Here is a 19,288-nt window from a genome sequence, read left to right on the forward strand (position 1 = left end):
AATTATTTTGCGTGTATTGTATTTGAGTAATTGTAATTATTAACTAATTCAATTCAATTCAAAACAATTAACTATGAATTTAAAAAACAAACTACCGCTATTAGTTGCATTGCTAATTAGCGTAACAATGTTTGCTCAAGAGAGCTTATTGCTCAAAGGGACCGTTGTTTCTGAAGTAGATCAACAACCTATTCCAGGTGTTAATGTTGTGGTTTTAAACACGACAAGAGGTGCTTCTACAGATTTTGATGGAAATTTTCAAATCCAAGTAACACCAGGAGAAGTACTTCAATTCTCTTATTTGGGATTTGTAACAAAAACAGTAATTATTAATAATCAAAAGACATTAAGTGTTTCTTTAGCAGAAGACTCTGCTAAATTAGATGAAGTTGTTGTAATTGGTTATGGAACACAAAAGAAAAGCCATTTAACTGGTGCAATATCTAAAGTTAAGAATGAAAATCTAGATCAAATTGCTGTGGCAAGGGTAGATGATGCTTTAGTTGGTCAAGTATCTGGTGTTAATATTCAAGCGACTTCAGCTGAAGCTGGTGCTGCTCCAACAATTACTATTAGAGGTTTTGGATCTGTAACTGCAGACTCTGGTCCTGCTGTTATAGTAGATGGGATAGTTGTAAATTCTGATTTTCTTGGAACCTTGAATATGAATGACGTAGAATCTTTTGAGGTATTAAAAGATGCTGCATCTGCAGCTATTTATGGTAGTGAAGGGTCTAATGGTGTTATTATGATTACTACAAAGAGTGGTAAGGAAGGAAAAACTAAATTTAGTTACGATACTTATACTGGATATAAACAAGCATTTGAAAGTGAGGATTATAAGAAAAGTGTTGCTGATTGGGCTGCTAAAGAATTAGCAGCAACTGGTGAACTTTCAAATAATACCCAATATGCTCAATTGTTAGTTGCTACAACTGGTATTGATAGAGATTGGCAAGAAGTATTTTTTGATGGAGGAACTATTACAAGTCATGCCTTTTCTGCAAGAGGAGGTACTAAAGATACAAAATTTAGTGCATCACTTAGTTACCTTAGAGATGAGGGTGTTGTGATAACAGATGACTATAAGTTGTTTACTGGAAGATTGAAAATGGACACTAAATTAACAGATAAACTTAAATTTGGAATAAGTGCTACGCCCTCATATTCAAAACAAAGAGCTTTACCAACTTCTATTCATAATCCTATAAGACAATCACCTTGGTTGCCTATATACCATACTGCAGAGACATTACAGTTTGTTGATACTGGTGCTTATCCAAACGTAGGAGTAGGAGATTATTTTTTAGAAAATCATTTACTTAGTATAGATATAGATCCTAATGATAACTTTGGTTCAAGTAGACCACGTACTTCAGGAGATGCTAACCCTTATGCGCAATTTGTTGAAAGAGAGCATTATGAGTATAAAACCAATATGCTAGGTTCAACATATTTGCAATATGATATTTTAGATGGACTTACAGCAAAAACATCTCTTGGTGTAACATTAGAACATAGAAAAAGAACAAGATGGGACGGTACAAAACACCACTCAGCTGGTGCGAGTAGAGCTGCTTATTATTTACAAAACAGGTTTAGAACTAGAGTAATTTCAGATAACACTTTGAATTATAGTAAAGCAATTGGCAATCATGAGTTTGATGTGTTAGCAGGTGTTACTATCCAAACTAGAAAAGCTGAAATTAGTTCTGTTGAAGGTGGTGGATATTCTAATGATTTACTTAAAAACTTGGCTGGAGCAACTACAATTTCTGAATATACAGAAACAAACACTATTCAAAAGAAGATAGGTTATTTTGCTAGAGTTAATTACGCTTATGATAATAAGTATTTATTATCGGCTTCGTACAGAAGAGATGGTAGTTCTGTTTTTGGTGTAAACTCAAAATGGGGTAATTTCCCAGCAATATCTTTAGGATGGAATGCTTCTAAAGAAAGCTTCTTAATGGATAGTGAGGTTTTAAATAATTTAAAATTTAGAGTTAGTTACGGTCTTACAGGTAATGAAAATTTTAATGTTGGTGACGATCTTATTAATGTGTGGCCTTATTTGGCTTTATTAGATAATACAAATGCCATTACTGATGGAGGTATTACTCCGGGTGTTTCTGCTCTTAATATAGCAAATACATTGTTACAATGGGAAGCTTCAGAAGAATTTAATCCAGGTGTAGATTTTGGGTTTTTAAACAATAGAATATCAGGATCAGTAGATTATTATAGAAGAACTAGTGATAAATTACTTTTAGAAAATCCTGTTTCTTACGTTACTGGTTTTAATGCAGGAATTGTAAATTTAGGTAAAGTTGCAAATAGTGGTTGGGAGTTTGAATTAAGAACTAAAAATATTGTTAAAGAGAATTTTTCTTGGAGTACAACAGTTATTGCATCAACAAATAAAAATGAACTACTTAGTTTTGGTGATTCAAATGGAGCACTAACCGAAGATGGATTTGGTAGAAATTCACAATGGATTAATTTAGTAGGAAACCCAATATCTTCTTTTTATGGTTATGTTGTAGATGCTGAATTAGCAACTGAATATTATGATTCACCTTGGATTCCAATTAATGGTCGATCAGAAGATGTTATAGTTAGAGATTTAAATGGTGATGGGATAATTACAGATGAGGATAAAACAATTCTTGGAGATCCTTACCCTGAAATTGTTTGGAGTCTTACCAACGAATTTAAATTAGGTGATTTTGATTTTTCTTTTATGGTGCAAGGAAGTCAAGGGGCTGAAGTGAAAAATATTGGAGATCAATATTTTGGTACAGATTGGCAAGGTGCTACTACTAGCCCTCAGGCAGTTGTTGATGCTGGAGTTATACCTCATGCTTCTTTTCTTCAACAAAGAATTCATACAAACGATGTTGTTCAAAGTGCAGGTTATTTTTCATTAAGGAATGTAAACCTTGGGTATAATCTACCAAATGATTTAACAACCAAATTAGGTTTAGAGAGTTTAAGAATTTATGCTACAGGCCAAAATTTAATATACATTACTTCTGATGATTATAGTGGTTTTAACCCTGAGTATATTGATAGTAATAATACGCCTACATCTTATGGAGCTCAAAGAGGTGGTTCACCTTTATTTAGAACCATGTCAATTGGTATGAATATTAATTTTTAATTAAAAAAAAACACCAAATTATGAAACATATAAAATATTTAATTTTTGCAATAACGGGATTCGTCTTTATTTCCTGTGATACAGAAGAGTTTTTAAATCCATTACCAGATTCTGCTATTGTTGTAGAAGGTTTTTATCAATCTGACGAAGATGTCTTAGCTGGTATTATTGGAATTTATGACGCCATACAAGGGGTTAATGAAAATACAGATACAAGTTATGAGAGATCAAACAGAGGAGTACAAGTAGAATACCTTTTGACAGAACACCGTACTGACAATACTAGAGGTCAAACATCTGAAGGTTCTAAAGCCGATTTTCATAGATACTTAATTGATGCTACTAATGCGCAATCAGAAGATTATTATCAATCTATGTATCAAATTATTTTTAGAGCAAACAATATTTTGACTTATATAGATGCTGCAGACGAAGGTAATAGATCTAAATATGTGGCTGAAGCTAAATTTTTAAGAGCTTATGCATATTTTAATTTAGTTAGACTTTTTAGTGACGTGCCTATGGTAACTTCTGTAGTAGGACCTACAGATGCAGGAGCATTATTTACTAGAGTTGATGAAGCACAAATTTATGAGCAAATTATTTTAGATTTAGTAGAAGCTAAAGATGTTTTGGACAATGCATTTAAATCTAGAGCATCAAAAGCTGCTGCACAAGGACTCTTAGCGAAAGTGTACTTAACGCAAGGTGTTAATTATGGAGAAGCTGCGCAGTTATGTTTGGACATTATGAATAGTGGTTTTAATTTACAGAATAATTTTAATGATGTCTTTTATAATGAATTAAACAGTGAAATTATTTTTGCTATTCAGTATGAAACTGGAAATTCTTTAGAAAGTCAAGGGTTTTCTGCGGAATTTACATCAGGAGCACGTCGTCAAGGTAGAGAAGATGGTCTTAATATGGTAGAAGATAATCTTATAGCAGATTTTGCTACTTATGGCGGAAATAGAACTGCTGTATCGTATAAAACATATAGTGATGGAGCATCAGAAGTAACAAAGTTTTTACCTGATGGATCTAATGTTAATACATCTCCTGCAACATACGGATCATTTCCACAGCAAGCTGGAAACGATTGGATAATTTTACGCTATTCTGATGTATTATTAATGCATGCAGAAGCTGTTTTAGCAGGTGGAGGTGAAACTACAAACAGTACAGCAATAGATTCTTATATGGAAGTTAGAGTACGAGCAGGCTTTGATGCTATAACAGACCGCCCTTCAGTACTTACTAAAGAAGCATTACTTGTAGAAAGACGTGTGGAATTAGCTTTTGAAAACCAACGTTTCTTTGATTTAGTGAGATTTGGAGTTGCCGATGATGTAATAGGTGATTATGCTATTTCTCAAGGATTTGTTGATTATGATGTTAGACAATTATTATTACCAATTCCATCAAGAGAAATTAATTTAAGTGGAGGTCTTTTAGGTCAAAACCCAGGATATAATTAAAAACAAAATTTTAAAAAATATGAAAAATAAAATAAATATTTTCCGCAGAGTAGCAATATTGAGTCTATGCCTAATTTCAGGTATAGTATTTAATAGCTGTGAAAGTGCCTACGAGTTTGATTTACCGGAGTCTAATTCTCAAATAGATACTGTTTTACCAACAGCAGACTTCTCTTATATTCCAGATGCAAATGATTTTACTACAATTGAGTTTACTGATTTGTCATTTCAATCTACAACCTACCTTTGGGATTTTGGTGGAGGTGTAACATCATCTTTACAAGATCCAACGCATACATTTGCAGGAGAAGGTACGTATCCCGTTTCATTAACTGCTAGTGATGCAAATGGAGCTTCAGATACAGTAACCATTGATGTTATTGTTGTAGATGTATTTGTAGCTATTACACCAGATGTTTTAAATGGAGATTTCACAGGTGGTCAAAGTGATTGGGGTTTTTCTAGTTTTACAGGAGGAACAACAAGTCCTTATAACTCTAGTAGTGATGGATCATGGATAAATTATGATGGATCAGATAATGGGTCTAAGACACCTGGTGCAAAATGGACGATGAGTACTTCTGGTGGAGTTTATCTAAGTTCTAATACAAGATATGCTTATCAAGAAATAATAGTATCTCCTAACACTGATTATGTTTTAGAATATGTATACGCTATTAAGACTGAAGAAGAACAATCTGGTGTTGCTGATGGTGGTAATAGAATAATAGGTGGAATTATTGATGGTCATTTTGATGATGGTGCAGATGGTATTGCAAGTTATAATTCAGGCGCTTTGGTAAGTTTTGCTGGTGATATGAATCTTGGAAAAACGGTATTTACTACAGTTGAGCTTCCATTTACTTCAAATGCTTCTGGTGAAGTTGCTATACTTATTTATGGAGTGACCGATGTAGATGCTTATGTTGATAATGTTAAAGTATATCCAGTTGAATAATTTTAGTATCAATATGAATAATTTCCGACAAAAAATATTGTTTTTTTTACTAATAGCATTTTTATCTGTTAACGCTACTTCACAGAATATGGAAAGTAGCGTTACAGAATCGGATAAAAAGATTGAAAAGAAAAAGAAAAAGAAAAAGAAAAAAAGAAAAAAAGTTAAATTGCCTAATATTGATTTAAGCCATTGGAAAGTAACTGTTCCGGTAGCAAATGAAAAAGGGAAACCTTATGAAGTTGAAGCTCCTGAAATATTAGATTATGCAAATAATGAGAAGTTGAAACCATATATGTACAATGACTCAACTAAAGGAGCATTAGTCTTTTATGCTCATCCAACAATCTCAACCACAAAAAACACAAAGTATTCAAGGTCTGAGTTGAGAGAACAAATGTTACCTGGTGATAACAACACCAATTGGACTTTTAAACAAGGAGGAACCATGAAAGGTAAACTTGCAATGGATGACGTTACTAGAGATTCGAATGGTAAATATCATCGGGTAATTATTATGCAAATCCACGGAAGGTTAACTAATGAACAACGTGATTTAATAGGAGAGGATGATAATAATGCACCTCCAATGTTGAAAATTTATTGGGATAATGGCAAAATACGTGTAAAAACTAAAGTGTTGAAAAACTTAAATGCTTCAAATACTGAAATATTAAATGATGATGCTTGGGATGATGATGATGGATTTAATTTTGAACAAAAAGTTGATTTCAGAAAGTTTAAATTAGAGGTTCAAGTTACAGATGGAAAAATGCTAATAATTCTAAATGATACTGAGTTTAAATCTTACGAAAGTATTCACATTAAAAAATGGGGCATATTTGAAAATTATTTTAAAGCAGGAAACTACTTTCAGTCTAGAGATGAAGGGTCATTTGCTAAAGTAAGATTCTATGAATTAGAAATTAGTCATTAAAAAGTTTATTTGAGTTAGTCGCTTATTGAATTCTACAGTTTTAATAATTATATGTAGAATTCTTTAAGCACTATTAAAAAGTCAGTTTGTTTCAATATTTTTTGCATATAATTTAGCAGAATTAATCAGGGTAACCAATTTTAAAAGTTTAGGATATGAAATTAGAAATATTAGCTAAAATCGATAGTTTAGATTCGCAAAACGCTATCATTTCTAAAATTAGAGACTTAATAAATTTTAAAAATCTTGAGCCTGGAGATAAATTGCCTTCTGAAAGAACCTTATCAGAAAAATTTGGTGTAACAAGAAGCAATGTTAGAGATGCAATTCAAAAATTGGAATTTTACGGGTTATTAAAATCAATTCCTCAAAGCGGGACTTTTGTTGCAAATATTGGAGTCATTGCGATGAATGGAATGATTGACGATATTTTGAGACTAGAGAGTCCAGATTTTAAATCTTTGGTTGAAACAAGGATCTTATTAGAGCTCAAAACAGTTAGACTAGCTTCTCTTAGAAGAACAGATCAAGATTTAGAAAAAATAAGAGCAGCATTAGATGCTTATGTAGAAAAAGTATTGGAAGGAAAGGATGCAGTACAAGAAGATTTGCTATTTCACTTAGCTATAGCTAAAGCTAGTGGGAATAGTTCAATGAATACTTTTATGTTAAAAATCACTCCAGAGATTATTACGAATTTTGAAAAATATCATGTTTGTGATAAAAGCTTAGCTAATAAAGGTATAGAGGAGCATGAAGCTATTTTTAACGCAATTAAGAATCAAAATCCCAAATTGGCAAAACAAAAAATGAAAGAGCACTTTAATGTGTTGTATCAGTATTGTTATAATATCTAATTATAGAAATTACAACAAATAATATAAACAGTTTATTTGTTGAATTTTATTAAAAAAGAATATAGGGAAAGAAGCTATGTTATTAGTAAGTAAAACTTGATTTTTTCCCTATGTTATTTTATCATAAATGATTTAGTTGCACCAAAGCTGAAGCGAATAGGCTCTATTAAAAAAAACGTCTATTAAATAATACTAATAAATTAACTAACTAAAAGTATGAAATTAAAAGGACTAAGATGGTGGGTAGTAGGTCTTGTGGCTTTGGCTGCAGTTATAAATTATATAGATAGACAAGCTTTTGGAGCTCTATGGCCAGACATTGCTAAAGATTTATTCCCAGAAATGGATAAGGATGGACACAAAGCTATTTACGGTACCATATCAACAGTATTCATACTTTCATATGCTGGAGGTCAAGCCCTGTTTGGTAAAATTTTCGATTGGATAGGAACTAGACTTGGTTTTGCACTTTCAATTGGTGTGTGGTCTATTGCCACTTTGTTACATGCATTTGCTCAAGGAATGCTAAGTTTTTCAATCTTTAGATCTATATTAGGGATTGCTGAAGCTGGAAACTGGCCTGGTGCTGCTAAAGCTAATGCAGAATGGTTTCCAACTAAAGAGAGAGCACTTGCTCAAGGAATCTTTAATTCTGGAGCTGCTATAGGTGGTATAGTAGCTTATCCAATTATCGGGTTGTTATCTGTTTATTTCGATTGGAAGGCAATATTTATAGTTGTAGCTGTACTTGGATTCTTATGGTTGTTACCTTGGTTATACGTAGTAAAGGGAGCGCCTAAGTCTCACCCTTGGTTGACAGATGATGAAAAAAAATATATTCTCTCTGGACAAAAAAATCAGGATATTGATGAAGATGGGAATTATGATGAAGGTTATACACCTACTACTGGTCAACTATTTAAACATAAAGAGAGTTGGGGAGTGATAATTGCCTCTGCAGCCATTGATCCTATCTGGTGGCTTTTTATAGTTTGGATACCAATCTACTTATCAGAAGTTTTTGGAATGGATGTCAAACAAATAGCATTCTCGGCATGGGTACCTTATGTTGGAGCTATGATTGGAGCTATATTTGGTGGTTTACTTGCTAAAAACAGACTTACAGCAGGATGGTCTGTAGATAAGACACGAAAGATGACTATCACTTTAGGCTGTTTAATTATGATTCCTTGTTTCTTCTTATTGAAAGCACCTGGATCTGCTATGAATGCAGTAATTATTATGGCAGTTTTACTTTTTGGATTTCAAGTAGCAATCGGAAATATACAGACTATGCCAAGTGATCTTTTTAGCGGAAAAATCGTTGGTACACTTTCAGGATTTGCAGGTATGGCAGCTAAACTTGGCGCAGCTGGACTTACTATTTTAGTTACATTCATAACTACAGGAGGAAATTATACACCTGCTTTTATAATAGGTGGAGCTTTAGCAATAATAGCACTTTTAGCGGTTTGGGTCTTATGTCCTAAAATTGAACCTCTAAAACCTAAATTATAATTATTACACGTTAAAATTTAAAAACAAGAATAAAAATAGATTTAAATAAAATATATTATGAGTAAAAATAAAGGAAAAGTAGCTGTAGTAACAGGAGCAACAGGAGGAATCGGATTTGCAGTAGCAGAACGATTAGGTAAAGATGGATATACTGTTATTTTAAACGGTATAGATGATAAAGCTGGAGCTGAAAAATTAAAGCAACTTACAGATGAAGGTATTACTGCTGAATATTACGGTTTTGATGTAACAAGTGATGAAGCTGTAACAGCTAACATCAAAAAAATTGGTGATAAATACGGTAGAATAGATGTACTAGTAAACAATGCTGGTGGATTAGGTGGAAGATCTCGTTTTGAAGAAATGACAACTGACTTTTACAGATTTGTTATGGCTCTAAACCTTGATTCAGTGTTTTTTGCATCAAGAGCTGCAATACCTTACTTAAAAAATGGAGAACATCCTTCAATTATTAACTATACATCTAACGCAGGATGGACTGCAGGTGGACCAGGAGCAGGAATCTATGGAACGTCTAAAGCAGGAGTTCATGCTATAACTAGAGCATTAGCAAAAGATTTAGCAGAATATGGCATTAGAGTAAATGCAGTATCACCTGGTACAATTGACACACCATTTCATGCGCAAATTAAAGCAACAAAGCCAGAAGTTTTTGCTTCATGGGCAAATAACATTATGTTAGGTCGTTTAGGGCAACCTGAAGATGTAGCTGGTGTGATTTCTTTCTTAGCGAGCAAAGATGCATCATTTATTACTGCTGAAACTATCCAAATTGGTGGAGGGCAAGCTTTAGGTATCTAAAAAAAGTTTTTATAAAAGAAAAAATGCCTTTCAAAATTGAAAGGCATTTTTTTTGTAAATTAATTAAAAAATAATCAACTATGAATCAAACTGTAACATTTGGAGAGGTTTTAATGCGTCTTTCACCTGAAGGAAATAAAAAATTTATACAGTCTAATCGTTTAGAGTTTTATTTTGGAGGCACAGAGGTTAATGTTGCTATTTCAATTGCTAATTTTGGTGGTAAAGTAAGACATGTTTCGTCTATATCTAATGATTTTATAGGTGATACAGCAATTTCCTATTTAAGAAAATTTGGAGTGAGTACATCATCAATAGTGCGCTCTAAACGACCTTTAGGAATCTATTTTCTAGAAGTTGGTGCTGTTATGCGTCCTAGTTCAATTTCTTATAATAGGTCACATTCATCTTTTTCCGAAATAAAACCAGAAATGGTAGATTGGGATAAATCACTTAAACATTGTACATGGTTTCATTGGACAGGTATCACACCAGCATTGTGTGAAGGAGGTTATCTTACGTTAAAAGAAGGCTTAAAATTAGCTCAAAAAATGGGTGTTGAAGTTTCTGTTGATCCAACATATAGAAGTGGTTTATGGAAGTATGGTACAGATGCAAGAGAAACACTATCAGACCTATTAAACTATTCAACTATTTTTATTGGAGGTATCAATGAGATGAATGAAATTTTAGGAACGGATTACAATTATTCTAACGAAGATTTTATTGAAGCAAGCAAACAGTTGTTAAAAGAATTTCCTACCATAAAAAAAACGTTTGATAAAATTAGAACGCCTATCAATGCGTCTTGGCATAAAATACGTTCTAGAATGTGGAATGGTAATGAGTTTAGAGAAACTAAAGATTTAGATATTACTCATATTGTTGACAGAATTGGTACTGGAGATGCTTTTGCTGGAGGATTAATTTATGGTTTACAAAATTTTGATGATTATAAAGCTATGGAGTTTGGTGCAGCAGCATGTGCTTTAAAACATACTTATGAGGGTGATGTCAATTTTTCAAATGTAGATGAGGTTATGAATATTTTAGGTGGTAATACCTCAGGTAGATTTAATAGATAAATCTCTATTGGAAGAATTTCTTACTATCAATTCAGATTTTAAAATATTTTTTTCCAGTTTTGGTTTCCAATTTTTGGCTTTTATTCTTTTAATAAATGTTTCTGCTGCAATTTTTCCTATTTGCTTACTGTGTTGCTTTACAGTAGTAATGGTAGGACTAACTAGAGATGTAAATGGCTCATTTCCGAAGCCAACTAAACACATCTCTTCAGGAACTTTTATGTTTTGTTCGTTTAAAACTTGGAGTGCTCCTAAAGCAGCATAATCACTAGCTACATAAACAGCATCTGGTGGATTATCTAACGCAAGTAGTTCTTGCATTTTTATTCTACCATCTTCAAGGGTTAAACTGCTTTCCACTATAAGATCATCATCGTGTGGTAAATTATGTTTATGAATCGCATCTATAAAACCGCGTATTCTATTATTAAAAATTCTAGTACGTCTAAAACCACCAATATGAGCAATACGTTTGCAACCTTTAGAAATTAAATGTTCTATGATCATATGACTACTGTCATAGTCATCTATACCAATATAATCTACATTTAAGTCGTTTTCACCTCTATCAAATAAAATTAATGGAATGCCTTTAGATTTTATTTTTTCATAATGAGATAAATCTACAGTTTCATTTGCCATAGAAGCAATTATTCCGTCAACTTGAGTAAATAAAAGGGTGTCAATATTTTTACATTCTTTTTCAAAAGACTCGTTAGATTGAGTAATAATAATATTGTAGCCAGCTTTATTAAGCACACCTTCCATGTTTTCTATTACAGAAGAAAAGAAATTACTATTAGTTCTAGGCACAATGACACCAACCAAATTACTTTTTCCGCTTCTTAATGCACTAGCTAGATGATTAGGTTGATAATTTAACTCTTTAGCAACGCGTTTTACAGCTTTCTTAGTTTTTTCACTAATCCTAGAGTCATCGTGCATCGCTTTTGAAACAGCAGCAGGTGAAATATTTAAAACATTTGCGATGTCTTTTATTGTGGTTCTTTTTTTATTCACTTAGTTTTTATATATTTGCTTAATCGTTTAAGCAAAAGTATTGTTTTAACTTGATAAAATCAAAATATCACTGTTTTGATTTTATTTTTGCTAATCTGCTTAAACGTTTAACCAAACAATAACTAATTAAAAATATACAATGAAAAAAGTAGTCACTTTTGGAGAAATCATGTTAAGATTAGCTCCACAACAATTTTTGAGATTCTCACAAGCATCAACGTTTGATGTCGTTTATGGAGGAGGAGAATCTAACGTAGCAGTATCACTAGCTAATTATGGTGTGCCTGTAGATTTTGTAACGCGTTTACCAAAAAATGATATTGGTGAATGTGCCATGATGGAAATGCGTAAAAGAGGTGTTGGTGTAGATAAAATCATATATGGTGGAGACCGTTTAGGGATTTACTTTTTAGAAACTGGTGCAGTTAGTAGAGGAAGTAAAGTGGTTTACGATAGAGCACACTCTGCAATTTCTGAAATTAAACCAGGAATGGTAGATTGGAAAGCTGCTTTTAAAGATGTGGCTTGGTTTCACTGGACAGGTATTACGCCTGCAATTTCTCAAGGTGCAGCAGATGCTTGTTTAGAAGCTGTAAAAGTAGCTAGCGAAATGGGAGTTACTATTTCAACAGATTTAAATTATAGAGCTAAACTTTGGACATTTTGTGATGATGCGCATAGAGAAAAAATAATGACTGAATTAACATCATATTGCGATGTTGTATTAGGAAATGAAGAAGATGCTGAAAAACATTTTGGTATTCATCCAGAAGGTTTAGATGTACATAAACATGGACACGATGTAAAAGCAGAAGCTTTCTTATCTGTTTGTAAGCAAATGATGGAAAAATTTCCAAGAGCTAAAAAAGTAATTACAACATTAAGAGGTTCAATTTCTGCATCTCATAATACTTGGGCTGGAGTTTTATACGATGGTAAAAAAATGTACGAAACACGTCAGTATCAAATCACTGATATTGTAGATAGAGTAGGTGGTGGAGATTCATTTATGGGTGGATTAATTTACGGATTATTAAAATATCCTGAAGACGATCAAAATGCATTAGACTTTGCTGTTGCAGCTTCTTGTTTAAAACACACTATTAAAGGTGATGCCAATTTAGTAACTGTTGCTGAAGTAGAAAAATTAATGGGTGGTGATGCCTCTGGACGTGTAGCTAGATAATTAGTTATGATTATAGATACTCTTAATAACGCTAGTAAGTATAACAGTTTACATCCATTATTTGCAAAAGCATTCGATTTTATTAGCCAAAAAGATTTGATAAGTCTTGAGGATGGAAAATTTGAAATAGCCGAAGGTTTATTGCTTATTGTAAATAATGGCACTGCTATGACTAAAGAAGCTAGTTTAGAAAAATTTGAGTGTCATGATAAGCATATTGATATTCAAATTTGCGCCAACGGTATAGAAACCATAGGTTGGAAACCAAGGGAGAAATGTAAAACTCCAAATGGTGACTATAATCCAGATAGAGATAGGCGGTTTTTCAATGATGAACCAGATATGTTTTTTCAATTGACAAATAATCAATTTGCAATATTTTATCCTGAAGATGTTCATGCACCTATGATTGGAAATGGTGAAATAAAAAAATTAGTATTTAAAATTAAAATTAAAATTTAATTTTTATAGCTAATAGATATTTTATAAATGAAAAAATCAATAGCAATAATTTGTGGAGGTGGTCCTGCTCCAGGAATTAATACAGTTATAAGTACTTTAGCCAAAACTTTTATAAAAGATGGCTATGAAGTTATAGGTGTTCATCATGGATATCAAGGTTTATGTTCAGTTAATCCAGAAGTGAAAATTTTTGATTTTCATCATGCAGATCGTATTTTTAGTCGTGGAGGCTCTACGCTCATTATGAGTAGATTTAAACCTAAAGACAGTGATTTTAAAGCCGATTTTTTTAAAAATAATAATGTAAAATTATTGGTGACTATAGGTGGAGATGATACAGCATCTACTGCGAATAGACTAACCAAATATCTTCAAACTCAAAGTTTTGATGTTGCACATATTCATGTTCCTAAAACAATAGATAACGATTTGCCTTTACCTGATAGGAATCCTACGTTTGGATTTCATACAGCAAAAGATGAAGGTGTTAGAATTGGAAATACAGTTTATGAAGATGCGAGAACCAGTGAAAATTGGTTTGTTATGTCTGCAATGGGACGTTCTGCAGGTCATTTAGCATTTGGTATTGCTTCGGCATGTCATTTTCAAATGATGATAATACCAGAAATGTTTGACAAAACAAACATCACGTTTGAAAAGATAATTAATATGATTATCTCTTCCATTGTAAAATGTAAGATTGAAGGTGTTGAATATGGAGTTGCATTGGTTAGTGAAGGTGTCTTTCATTTTATGGAAGAAGATGAAATTATAAATTCAGGAATCAACTTTACGTATGACGATCATGGTCATCCAGAATTAGGAAACGTAAGTAAATCGCACATATTTAATTATTTATTACAAGTAAAATTGAAAGAAATTGGTTTGGAAATAAAATCTAGACCAGTAGAACTTGGTTACGAATTAAGATGCTGTAATCCAATTGCATTCGATTTAACTTTATGTACCTTATTAGGTATTGGAGTTAAAAAATTATTTGATCAAGGGATTACAGGTTGCATAGTAAGTGCTAATTCGAGTGGAGATATTAAGCCTTTATTTTTAAAAGATTTTGAAGATAAAAATGGTAAAATCCCACCAAGATTGGTAGATATTAATTCAGATATGGCGCAACTGTTTATAGATAATTTATTCTTTTTAAAAGAAAAAGATTATGATAAAGCGAAAGCATATTTGCCTAATCCAGAGGCATATGATTTCAAAAAAATATTAAACTGGAATTAAAAAACAAAAACAATATTATGGCAAATTATACAAGAATAGAAGTTGCAAATGTTATGAAACAAACAGGAATGGTTCCATTGTTTTATAATGCAGATTTAGAAATAGGTAAAAAAGTAATTAAAGCGACTTATGATGGTGGTGCACGTTTGCTAGAATTTACAGCAAGAGGTGATTTTGCTCACGAAGTTTTTGGTGAGCTTAATAAATGGGTACTTAAAGAATTACCAGGAATGATAATGGGAGTTGGTTCTGTAACAGATGCAGCATCTGCCTCACGTTATATGGCATTAGGTGCAAACTTTATTGTGACTCCAGTGTTAAGAGAAGATATTGCAATAGTTTGTAATAGACGTAAAGTAGCTTGGTCTCCAGGTTGTGGTTCTTTAACCGAAATTTGCAGAGCAGAAGAACTAGGTTGCGAAGTTGTAAAGTTATTTCCAGGTGGTATTTACGGTCCTGATTTTGTTAAAGCAATCAAAGGCCCTCAACCATGGACAAGCATTATGCCAACAGGTGGAGTTTCTCCAACGAGAGAGAACCTTGAAGGTTGGTTTAAAGCTGGTGTGACCTGTGTTGGTATGGGTTCTAAGCTTATAGCAAAAGGTGCAGACGGTACTTATGATTTAGCTAAAATTGAAACAGATACTAGAAATGCTTTGGCTATAATAACTGAGCTTAATAAATAAAATAACTAATGTGCCATCTTCTATAACTCTTAAAAGTATATCTGTAATCTCAGGATACTCTGTTTCTACAGTGTCTAAGGCTCTAAACGACAAAAGTGATATTAGCTCTCATACCAGAGAGCTAATAAAAACTATTGCCAACAAGTATAATTACATCCCAAATAATTTTGCAGTAGCTTTAAGAAAACAAAGAGCTAAAGCAATTTCTGTAATTATACCTCAGGTTAACAAATCGTTTTATAGTTGTTTTTTATTCAATATCGAAAAAGTAGCCTACGATTATGGTTATAGAATTATTTTATTTCAGTCTTTAAAAGAGTTATCTAAAGAAAAAGAATTTATAAGCAAGAGTAGTGATGGTAGTGTTGACGGAGTTATTATAATTTCAAATAACAATGGTCTTCTTGATGCTTATCAAGGAGAAAATAGTAATTTGCCTATTGAGTATGTTAAAATTGATGATAGTTTATCTAAGGAGCTATTAAAAGAAATAAGTTTAATGAGTTTTAGCAGTTTACTAAACCGAATCAATTAATAATCAAAGCTGGCTGAATGTTTAAAAAAGCAATTATTTTAATGATTATTAGCGCTTTAGCTTTTGCTCTTCTAAATGTATTTGTTAAAAGCTTAACTCAATTTAATGTGTATCAAATTGTGTTTTTTAGATCTATTGGGTCTTTAATTTTTACAATTCCGTTTTTGTTACATTATAAAATTCCCATACTAGGTAAGAAAAGATTTTTATTAATATCAAGAGGTGTTGTTGGCTTTATTGCAATGACACTTTTTTTTGCGTCTTTAAAATATTTATCAATGGGGCCTGCGGTTTCAATTCGTTATATCTCACCAATTTTTGCGGCTATTTTCGCATTGCTATTGCTTAAAGAAAATATTAAATACCTGCAATGGTTGTGCTTTGCATTAGCCTTTTCTGGCGTGGTCATACTTAAAGGGTTTGATGCAAATATTAATGGAATAGGATTGTTGTTTGCATTGCTATCTGCTTTTTTTACAGGACTCGTGTTTATCATCATTAGAAAAATAGGAAACAGTGATCATCCAATGGTTGTTGTGAATTATTTCATGATTATTGCTGCACTTTTTGGAGGTGTTTTATCATTTAATGAATGGACGACTCCTATAGGAATTGAATGGGTTATGCTATTAAGTTTAGGTGTTTTTGGATACTTTGGTCAATACTATATGACAAAAGCAATTCAATTGGCAGAGGTTAATCAAGTTGCTCCATTAAAATATATTGAAGTGATTTTTACAATGATAATAGGAGCTATTTGGTTAGATGAAACATACACGCTAATTAGTTTGTTAGGGATTCTATTAATTCTTATAGGACTAATTTTAAATTTTGTTGTAAAACGTTAAACACTATTACTATTTTTGATGTTATGATTAATAACTTCGAAAATGAGTTCTTCGGAATAGGAATTCAAAATGGAAAAACACCTGAAAATCTTGGTGTACTCTGGCGCTCTGCACAAAACTTGGGTGCAAGTTTTATTTTTACCATCGGAAATCGATACGCTAAACAAGCTAGTGATACTCATAATGCAGTGAAGTCTATGCCTTATTTTCATTATGATACTTTTGAGGATTTTTTTAAAAACCTTCCAAAAGGCGCAAGAATTGTTGGTGTAGAACTAACCGATGAAGCCGAAGATTTAGAAACCTTTCATCATCCAAGACGTTGCGTTTATTTGTTAGGTGCAGAAGATCATGGACTCACTTCGCAAGCTATTGAAAAGAGCCATTTCTTGATTAAATTTAAATCGGAATTGAGTCTTAATGTTTCCGTAGCAGGAAGTATTGTGATGTATGATAGAGGGATTGATAAACCGAGATCATAATTTGGAGTTCTAAAATTTCCGAAGATATTCCTGCTAAAATAGAGATGTTCACTAAGATTAATTCTCAAATGGATTAAAAACAAATGTCTAAGAGCAAAACGAATTATTCACTTTTTTGTAAACTTGACCTTTCAATACAATTGATATGGCAACTACAAAATTTAAGATTAAAGATCTTCCCAAATTATTAACGAATACCTATAAGTCATGGGATTCTAACGATCCTTGGAGAATGAGTGCAGTCGTAGCCTACTATGCTGTGTTGTCATTACCAGGTTTGTTGATTATTATCATAAATGTTGTTGGTAGTATTTGGGGAAGAGACATTGTACAAGGACGATTAACAGGAAAAATTGCATCTGTTTTAGGTACAGAATCTGCAGAAACAATTAAAACCATAATTTCCCAGACGTTAAATACCGAAAGTAACATCATTTCAACAATTATCGGTATTGCAACCATATTGTTTGGTGCAACAGGTGTATTTTATCAATTGCAGATTTCGCTAAATAAAATATGGAAAGTAGAAACCATATCTAAATTCAGTTTTAAAAAAATAATTACAGATCGTGCTAGAAGCTTTGCATTTATATTAGCTGTAGGTTTTTTATTATTAATTAGTTTTGTGTTGACCACAATAATTTCTGCATTGACAGATGTAATAAAAAACTCGTTTCCAGATGTGGTATTGTATGTGGTTTACATCATTAATTTTATCCTATCAATTTCAATAATATCTACGCTTTTCGCGTTGATGTTTCGTTATATGCCTGATACAAAAGTGAGTTGGAAAACCGTATGGATTGGTGCCATCTTAACCGCAGTTTTGTTTGTTTTGGGAGAATTTCTTTTAGGACTTTACTTCGGAAAATCTAATCCAGCATCAACCTATGGCGCAGCAGGAAGCATCGTACTCGTATTACTTTGGGTGTCTTATTCTTGTTTAATATTCTTTTTTGGAGCAGAATTTACGAGACAGTATTCCATAAAATATGGACACGATTCTCACTCCTATAAAAACAAGATTGCAGACCTTGTAGAAAAAGGAGAACATTAGGTTTATGATTATAAACTAAACTCTAAAAATTTAGGTTTATCTTTGTAGCCAATTAATGAGATTAAAATGAGTCATAAAGCAGGTTTTGTAAATATTATTGGTAACCCAAACGTTGGGAAGTCTACCTTAATGAATGCGTTCGTTGGTGAGAAATTATCTATTATCACGTCTAAAGCACAAACGACGAGGCATCGTATTTTGGGTATCGTTAATGGTGAGGATTTTCAAATGATTTTAAGTGATACACCAGGAATTATCAAACCAGCTTATGAGCTTCAGGAATCAATGATGGATTTCGTAAAATCTGCTTTTGATGATGCAGATGTTTTAATCTACATGGTAGAGATTGGTGAGCAGGAATTAAAAGACGAAGCGTTCTTTAATAAAATTACGAATTCTAAAATCCCAGTATTACTACTTTTAAATAAGATTGATAAATCAGATCAAGCACAATTAGAATCTCAAGTTGCACTATGGTCAAGCAAAGTGCCAAATGCTGAAATATTTCCAATTTCTGCACTAGAAGGCTTCAATGTTAAAGAAGTATTTGGCAGAATTATAGAGTTGCTTCCAATGTCTCCTGCATTTTATCCAAAAGATCAATTAACAGATAAGCCTGAGCGTTTTTTCGTTAACGAAACGATTAGAGAGAAAATCTTAATGCATTACAAAAAGGAAATTCCGTATGCAGTAGAAATTGATACCGAAGAGTTTTTCGAGGAAGAGAAAATTATTAGAATGCGTTCTGTAATTATGGTAGAACGTGAAACTCAAAAAGGAATTATTATTGGTCATAAAGGAAGTGCGTTAAAACGTGTTGGTATAGAATCTAGAAAAGATTTAGAAAAATTTTTCGGGAAGCAAGTGCATTTAGAATTGTATGTAAAGGTCAATAAGAATTGGAGAAGTAACCAACGTCAATTGAAACGTTTTGGGTATAACCAGTAAT

At 32.4% G+C, this 19,288-nt stretch carries 18 protein-coding genes; 17 read left to right on the forward strand and 1 reads right to left on the reverse strand.

The window, feature by feature from the left end; genetic code table 11:
* Window positions 1–73: 73 nt before the first annotated feature.
* From IM744_RS15720 to IM744_RS15755, 8 genes are all read left to right on the forward strand, one after another.
* Window positions 74–3,163 carry a SusC/RagA family TonB-linked outer membrane protein gene (locus tag IM744_RS15720; RefSeq protein ID WP_194509100.1) on the forward strand — a complete coding sequence of 1,030 codons (3,090 nt, stop codon included), beginning with the start codon at window positions 74–76 and terminating at the stop codon, window positions 3,161–3,163.
* Between the two features lie 20 nt (window positions 3,164–3,183).
* Entirely contained in the window at window positions 3,184–4,641 is a 1,458-nt protein-coding gene (locus IM744_RS15725) for a RagB/SusD family nutrient uptake outer membrane protein (RefSeq protein WP_194509101.1), read from the forward strand.
* A gap of 19 nt (window positions 4,642–4,660) precedes the next feature.
* The gene (locus IM744_RS15730) at window positions 4,661–5,599 is read left to right on the forward strand and encodes a PKD domain-containing protein (RefSeq protein ID WP_194509102.1); all 939 of its coding nucleotides are present in this window, start codon (window positions 4,661–4,663) and stop codon (window positions 5,597–5,599) included.
* 88 nt (window positions 5,600–5,687) lie between these two features.
* Window positions 5,688–6,536 (forward strand): polysaccharide lyase family 7 protein, encoded by an 849-nt coding sequence (locus IM744_RS15735; RefSeq protein WP_379660209.1) that lies wholly within the window; start codon window positions 5,688–5,690, stop codon window positions 6,534–6,536.
* Window positions 6,537–6,691: 155 nt separating this feature from the next.
* On the forward strand, window positions 6,692–7,393 hold the full coding sequence (locus IM744_RS15740; protein ID WP_194509104.1) for a FadR/GntR family transcriptional regulator: 702 nt from the start codon (window positions 6,692–6,694) through the stop codon (window positions 7,391–7,393).
* Between the two features lie 216 nt (window positions 7,394–7,609).
* Window positions 7,610–8,911 carry an MFS transporter gene (locus tag IM744_RS15745; protein ID WP_194509105.1) on the forward strand — a complete coding sequence of 434 codons (1,302 nt, stop codon included), beginning with the start codon at window positions 7,610–7,612 and terminating at the stop codon, window positions 8,909–8,911.
* A gap of 57 nt (window positions 8,912–8,968) precedes the next feature.
* Complete coding sequence (locus IM744_RS15750; protein ID WP_194509106.1) at window positions 8,969–9,733, forward strand: SDR family NAD(P)-dependent oxidoreductase; 765 nt, start codon at window positions 8,969–8,971, stop codon at window positions 9,731–9,733.
* An 80-nt stretch (window positions 9,734–9,813) separates the two neighbouring features.
* Complete coding sequence (locus IM744_RS15755) at window positions 9,814–10,818, forward strand: sugar kinase (protein ID WP_194509107.1); 1,005 nt, start codon at window positions 9,814–9,816, stop codon at window positions 10,816–10,818.
* On the opposite strand, the gene IM744_RS15760 is transcribed toward IM744_RS15755, so the two are convergent.
* Entirely contained in the window at window positions 10,798–11,838 is a 1,041-nt protein-coding gene (locus tag IM744_RS15760; RefSeq protein WP_194509108.1) for a LacI family DNA-binding transcriptional regulator, read from the reverse strand. The two genes, IM744_RS15755 and IM744_RS15760, sit on opposite strands and share 21 nt — an antisense overlap.
* A 139-nt stretch (window positions 11,839–11,977) precedes the next feature.
* Between IM744_RS15760 and IM744_RS15765 the strand changes: the two genes are divergently transcribed.
* From IM744_RS15765 to era, 9 genes are all read left to right on the forward strand, one after another.
* The gene (locus IM744_RS15765) at window positions 11,978–13,024 is read left to right on the forward strand and encodes a sugar kinase (RefSeq protein ID WP_194509109.1); all 1,047 of its coding nucleotides are present in this window, start codon (window positions 11,978–11,980) and stop codon (window positions 13,022–13,024) included.
* 6 nt (window positions 13,025–13,030) lie between these two features.
* Window positions 13,031–13,486 carry a YhcH/YjgK/YiaL family protein gene (locus tag IM744_RS15770; RefSeq protein ID WP_194509110.1) on the forward strand — a complete coding sequence of 152 codons (456 nt, stop codon included), beginning with the start codon at window positions 13,031–13,033 and terminating at the stop codon, window positions 13,484–13,486.
* A 27-nt stretch (window positions 13,487–13,513) separates the two neighbouring features.
* A complete protein-coding gene (locus tag IM744_RS15775; RefSeq protein ID WP_194509111.1) occupies window positions 13,514–14,731 on the forward strand; it encodes a 6-phosphofructokinase in 1,218 nt (405 codons plus the stop codon).
* Window positions 14,732–14,748: 17 nt separating this feature from the next.
* Window positions 14,749–15,417, forward strand: a complete 669-nt coding sequence (locus IM744_RS15780; RefSeq protein ID WP_194509112.1) for a bifunctional 4-hydroxy-2-oxoglutarate aldolase/2-dehydro-3-deoxy-phosphogluconate aldolase — start codon at window positions 14,749–14,751, stop codon at window positions 15,415–15,417.
* A 10-nt stretch (window positions 15,418–15,427) separates the two neighbouring features.
* Window positions 15,428–15,952, forward strand: coding sequence for a LacI family DNA-binding transcriptional regulator (locus IM744_RS15785; protein WP_194509113.1), 525 nt, complete (start codon window positions 15,428–15,430; stop codon window positions 15,950–15,952).
* A gap of 17 nt (window positions 15,953–15,969) precedes the next feature.
* A complete protein-coding gene (locus tag IM744_RS15790; protein WP_241738353.1) occupies window positions 15,970–16,800 on the forward strand; it encodes a DMT family transporter in 831 nt (276 codons plus the stop codon).
* A 23-nt stretch (window positions 16,801–16,823) separates the two neighbouring features.
* A complete protein-coding gene (locus IM744_RS15795; protein WP_194509114.1) occupies window positions 16,824–17,282 on the forward strand; it encodes an RNA methyltransferase in 459 nt (152 codons plus the stop codon).
* 145 nt (window positions 17,283–17,427) lie between these two features.
* Complete coding sequence (locus IM744_RS15800) at window positions 17,428–18,339, forward strand: YihY/virulence factor BrkB family protein (protein WP_194509115.1); 912 nt, start codon at window positions 17,428–17,430, stop codon at window positions 18,337–18,339.
* A gap of 66 nt (window positions 18,340–18,405) precedes the next feature.
* Complete coding sequence (era, locus tag IM744_RS15805; RefSeq protein WP_194509116.1) at window positions 18,406–19,287, forward strand: GTPase Era; 882 nt, start codon at window positions 18,406–18,408, stop codon at window positions 19,285–19,287.
* The last annotated feature ends 1 nt before the right edge of the window (window position 19,288 follow it).

The organism is Psychroserpens luteus (assembly GCF_015319355.1).
In the GTDB taxonomy this organism is placed as follows: domain Bacteria; phylum Bacteroidota; class Bacteroidia; order Flavobacteriales; family Flavobacteriaceae; genus Psychroserpens; species Psychroserpens luteus.

Bases quoted from the DNA above. Each gene is read 5' to 3' on its own strand.
- era (WP_194509116.1), top strand. From the start codon at position 18,406: ATGAGTCATAAAGCAGGTTTTGTAAATATTATTGGTAACCCAAACGTT.
- IM744_RS15750 (WP_194509106.1), top strand. From the start codon at position 8,969: ATGAGTAAAAATAAAGGAAAAGTAGCTGTAGTAACAGGAGCAACAGGA.
- IM744_RS15790 (WP_241738353.1), top strand. From the start codon at position 15,970: ATGTTTAAAAAAGCAATTATTTTAATGATTATTAGCGCTTTAGCTTTT.
- IM744_RS15775 (WP_194509111.1), top strand. From the start codon at position 13,514: ATGAAAAAATCAATAGCAATAATTTGTGGAGGTGGTCCTGCTCCAGGA.
- IM744_RS15780 (WP_194509112.1), top strand. From the start codon at position 14,749: ATGGCAAATTATACAAGAATAGAAGTTGCAAATGTTATGAAACAAACA.
- IM744_RS15720 (WP_194509100.1), top strand. From the start codon at position 74: ATGAATTTAAAAAACAAACTACCGCTATTAGTTGCATTGCTAATTAGC.
- IM744_RS15770 (WP_194509110.1), top strand. From the start codon at position 13,031: ATGATTATAGATACTCTTAATAACGCTAGTAAGTATAACAGTTTACAT.
- IM744_RS15740 (WP_194509104.1), top strand. From the start codon at position 6,692: ATGAAATTAGAAATATTAGCTAAAATCGATAGTTTAGATTCGCAAAAC.
- IM744_RS15745 (WP_194509105.1), top strand. From the start codon at position 7,610: ATGAAATTAAAAGGACTAAGATGGTGGGTAGTAGGTCTTGTGGCTTTG.
- IM744_RS15765 (WP_194509109.1), top strand. From the start codon at position 11,978: ATGAAAAAAGTAGTCACTTTTGGAGAAATCATGTTAAGATTAGCTCCA.
- IM744_RS15795 (WP_194509114.1), top strand. From the start codon at position 16,824: ATGATTAATAACTTCGAAAATGAGTTCTTCGGAATAGGAATTCAAAAT.
- IM744_RS15725 (WP_194509101.1), top strand. From the start codon at position 3,184: ATGAAACATATAAAATATTTAATTTTTGCAATAACGGGATTCGTCTTT.
- IM744_RS15735 (WP_379660209.1), top strand. From the start codon at position 5,688: ATGGAAAGTAGCGTTACAGAATCGGATAAAAAGATTGAAAAGAAAAAG.
- IM744_RS15800 (WP_194509115.1), top strand. From the start codon at position 17,428: ATGGCAACTACAAAATTTAAGATTAAAGATCTTCCCAAATTATTAACG.
- IM744_RS15755 (WP_194509107.1), top strand. From the start codon at position 9,814: ATGAATCAAACTGTAACATTTGGAGAGGTTTTAATGCGTCTTTCACCT.
- IM744_RS15730 (WP_194509102.1), top strand. From the start codon at position 4,661: ATGAAAAATAAAATAAATATTTTCCGCAGAGTAGCAATATTGAGTCTA.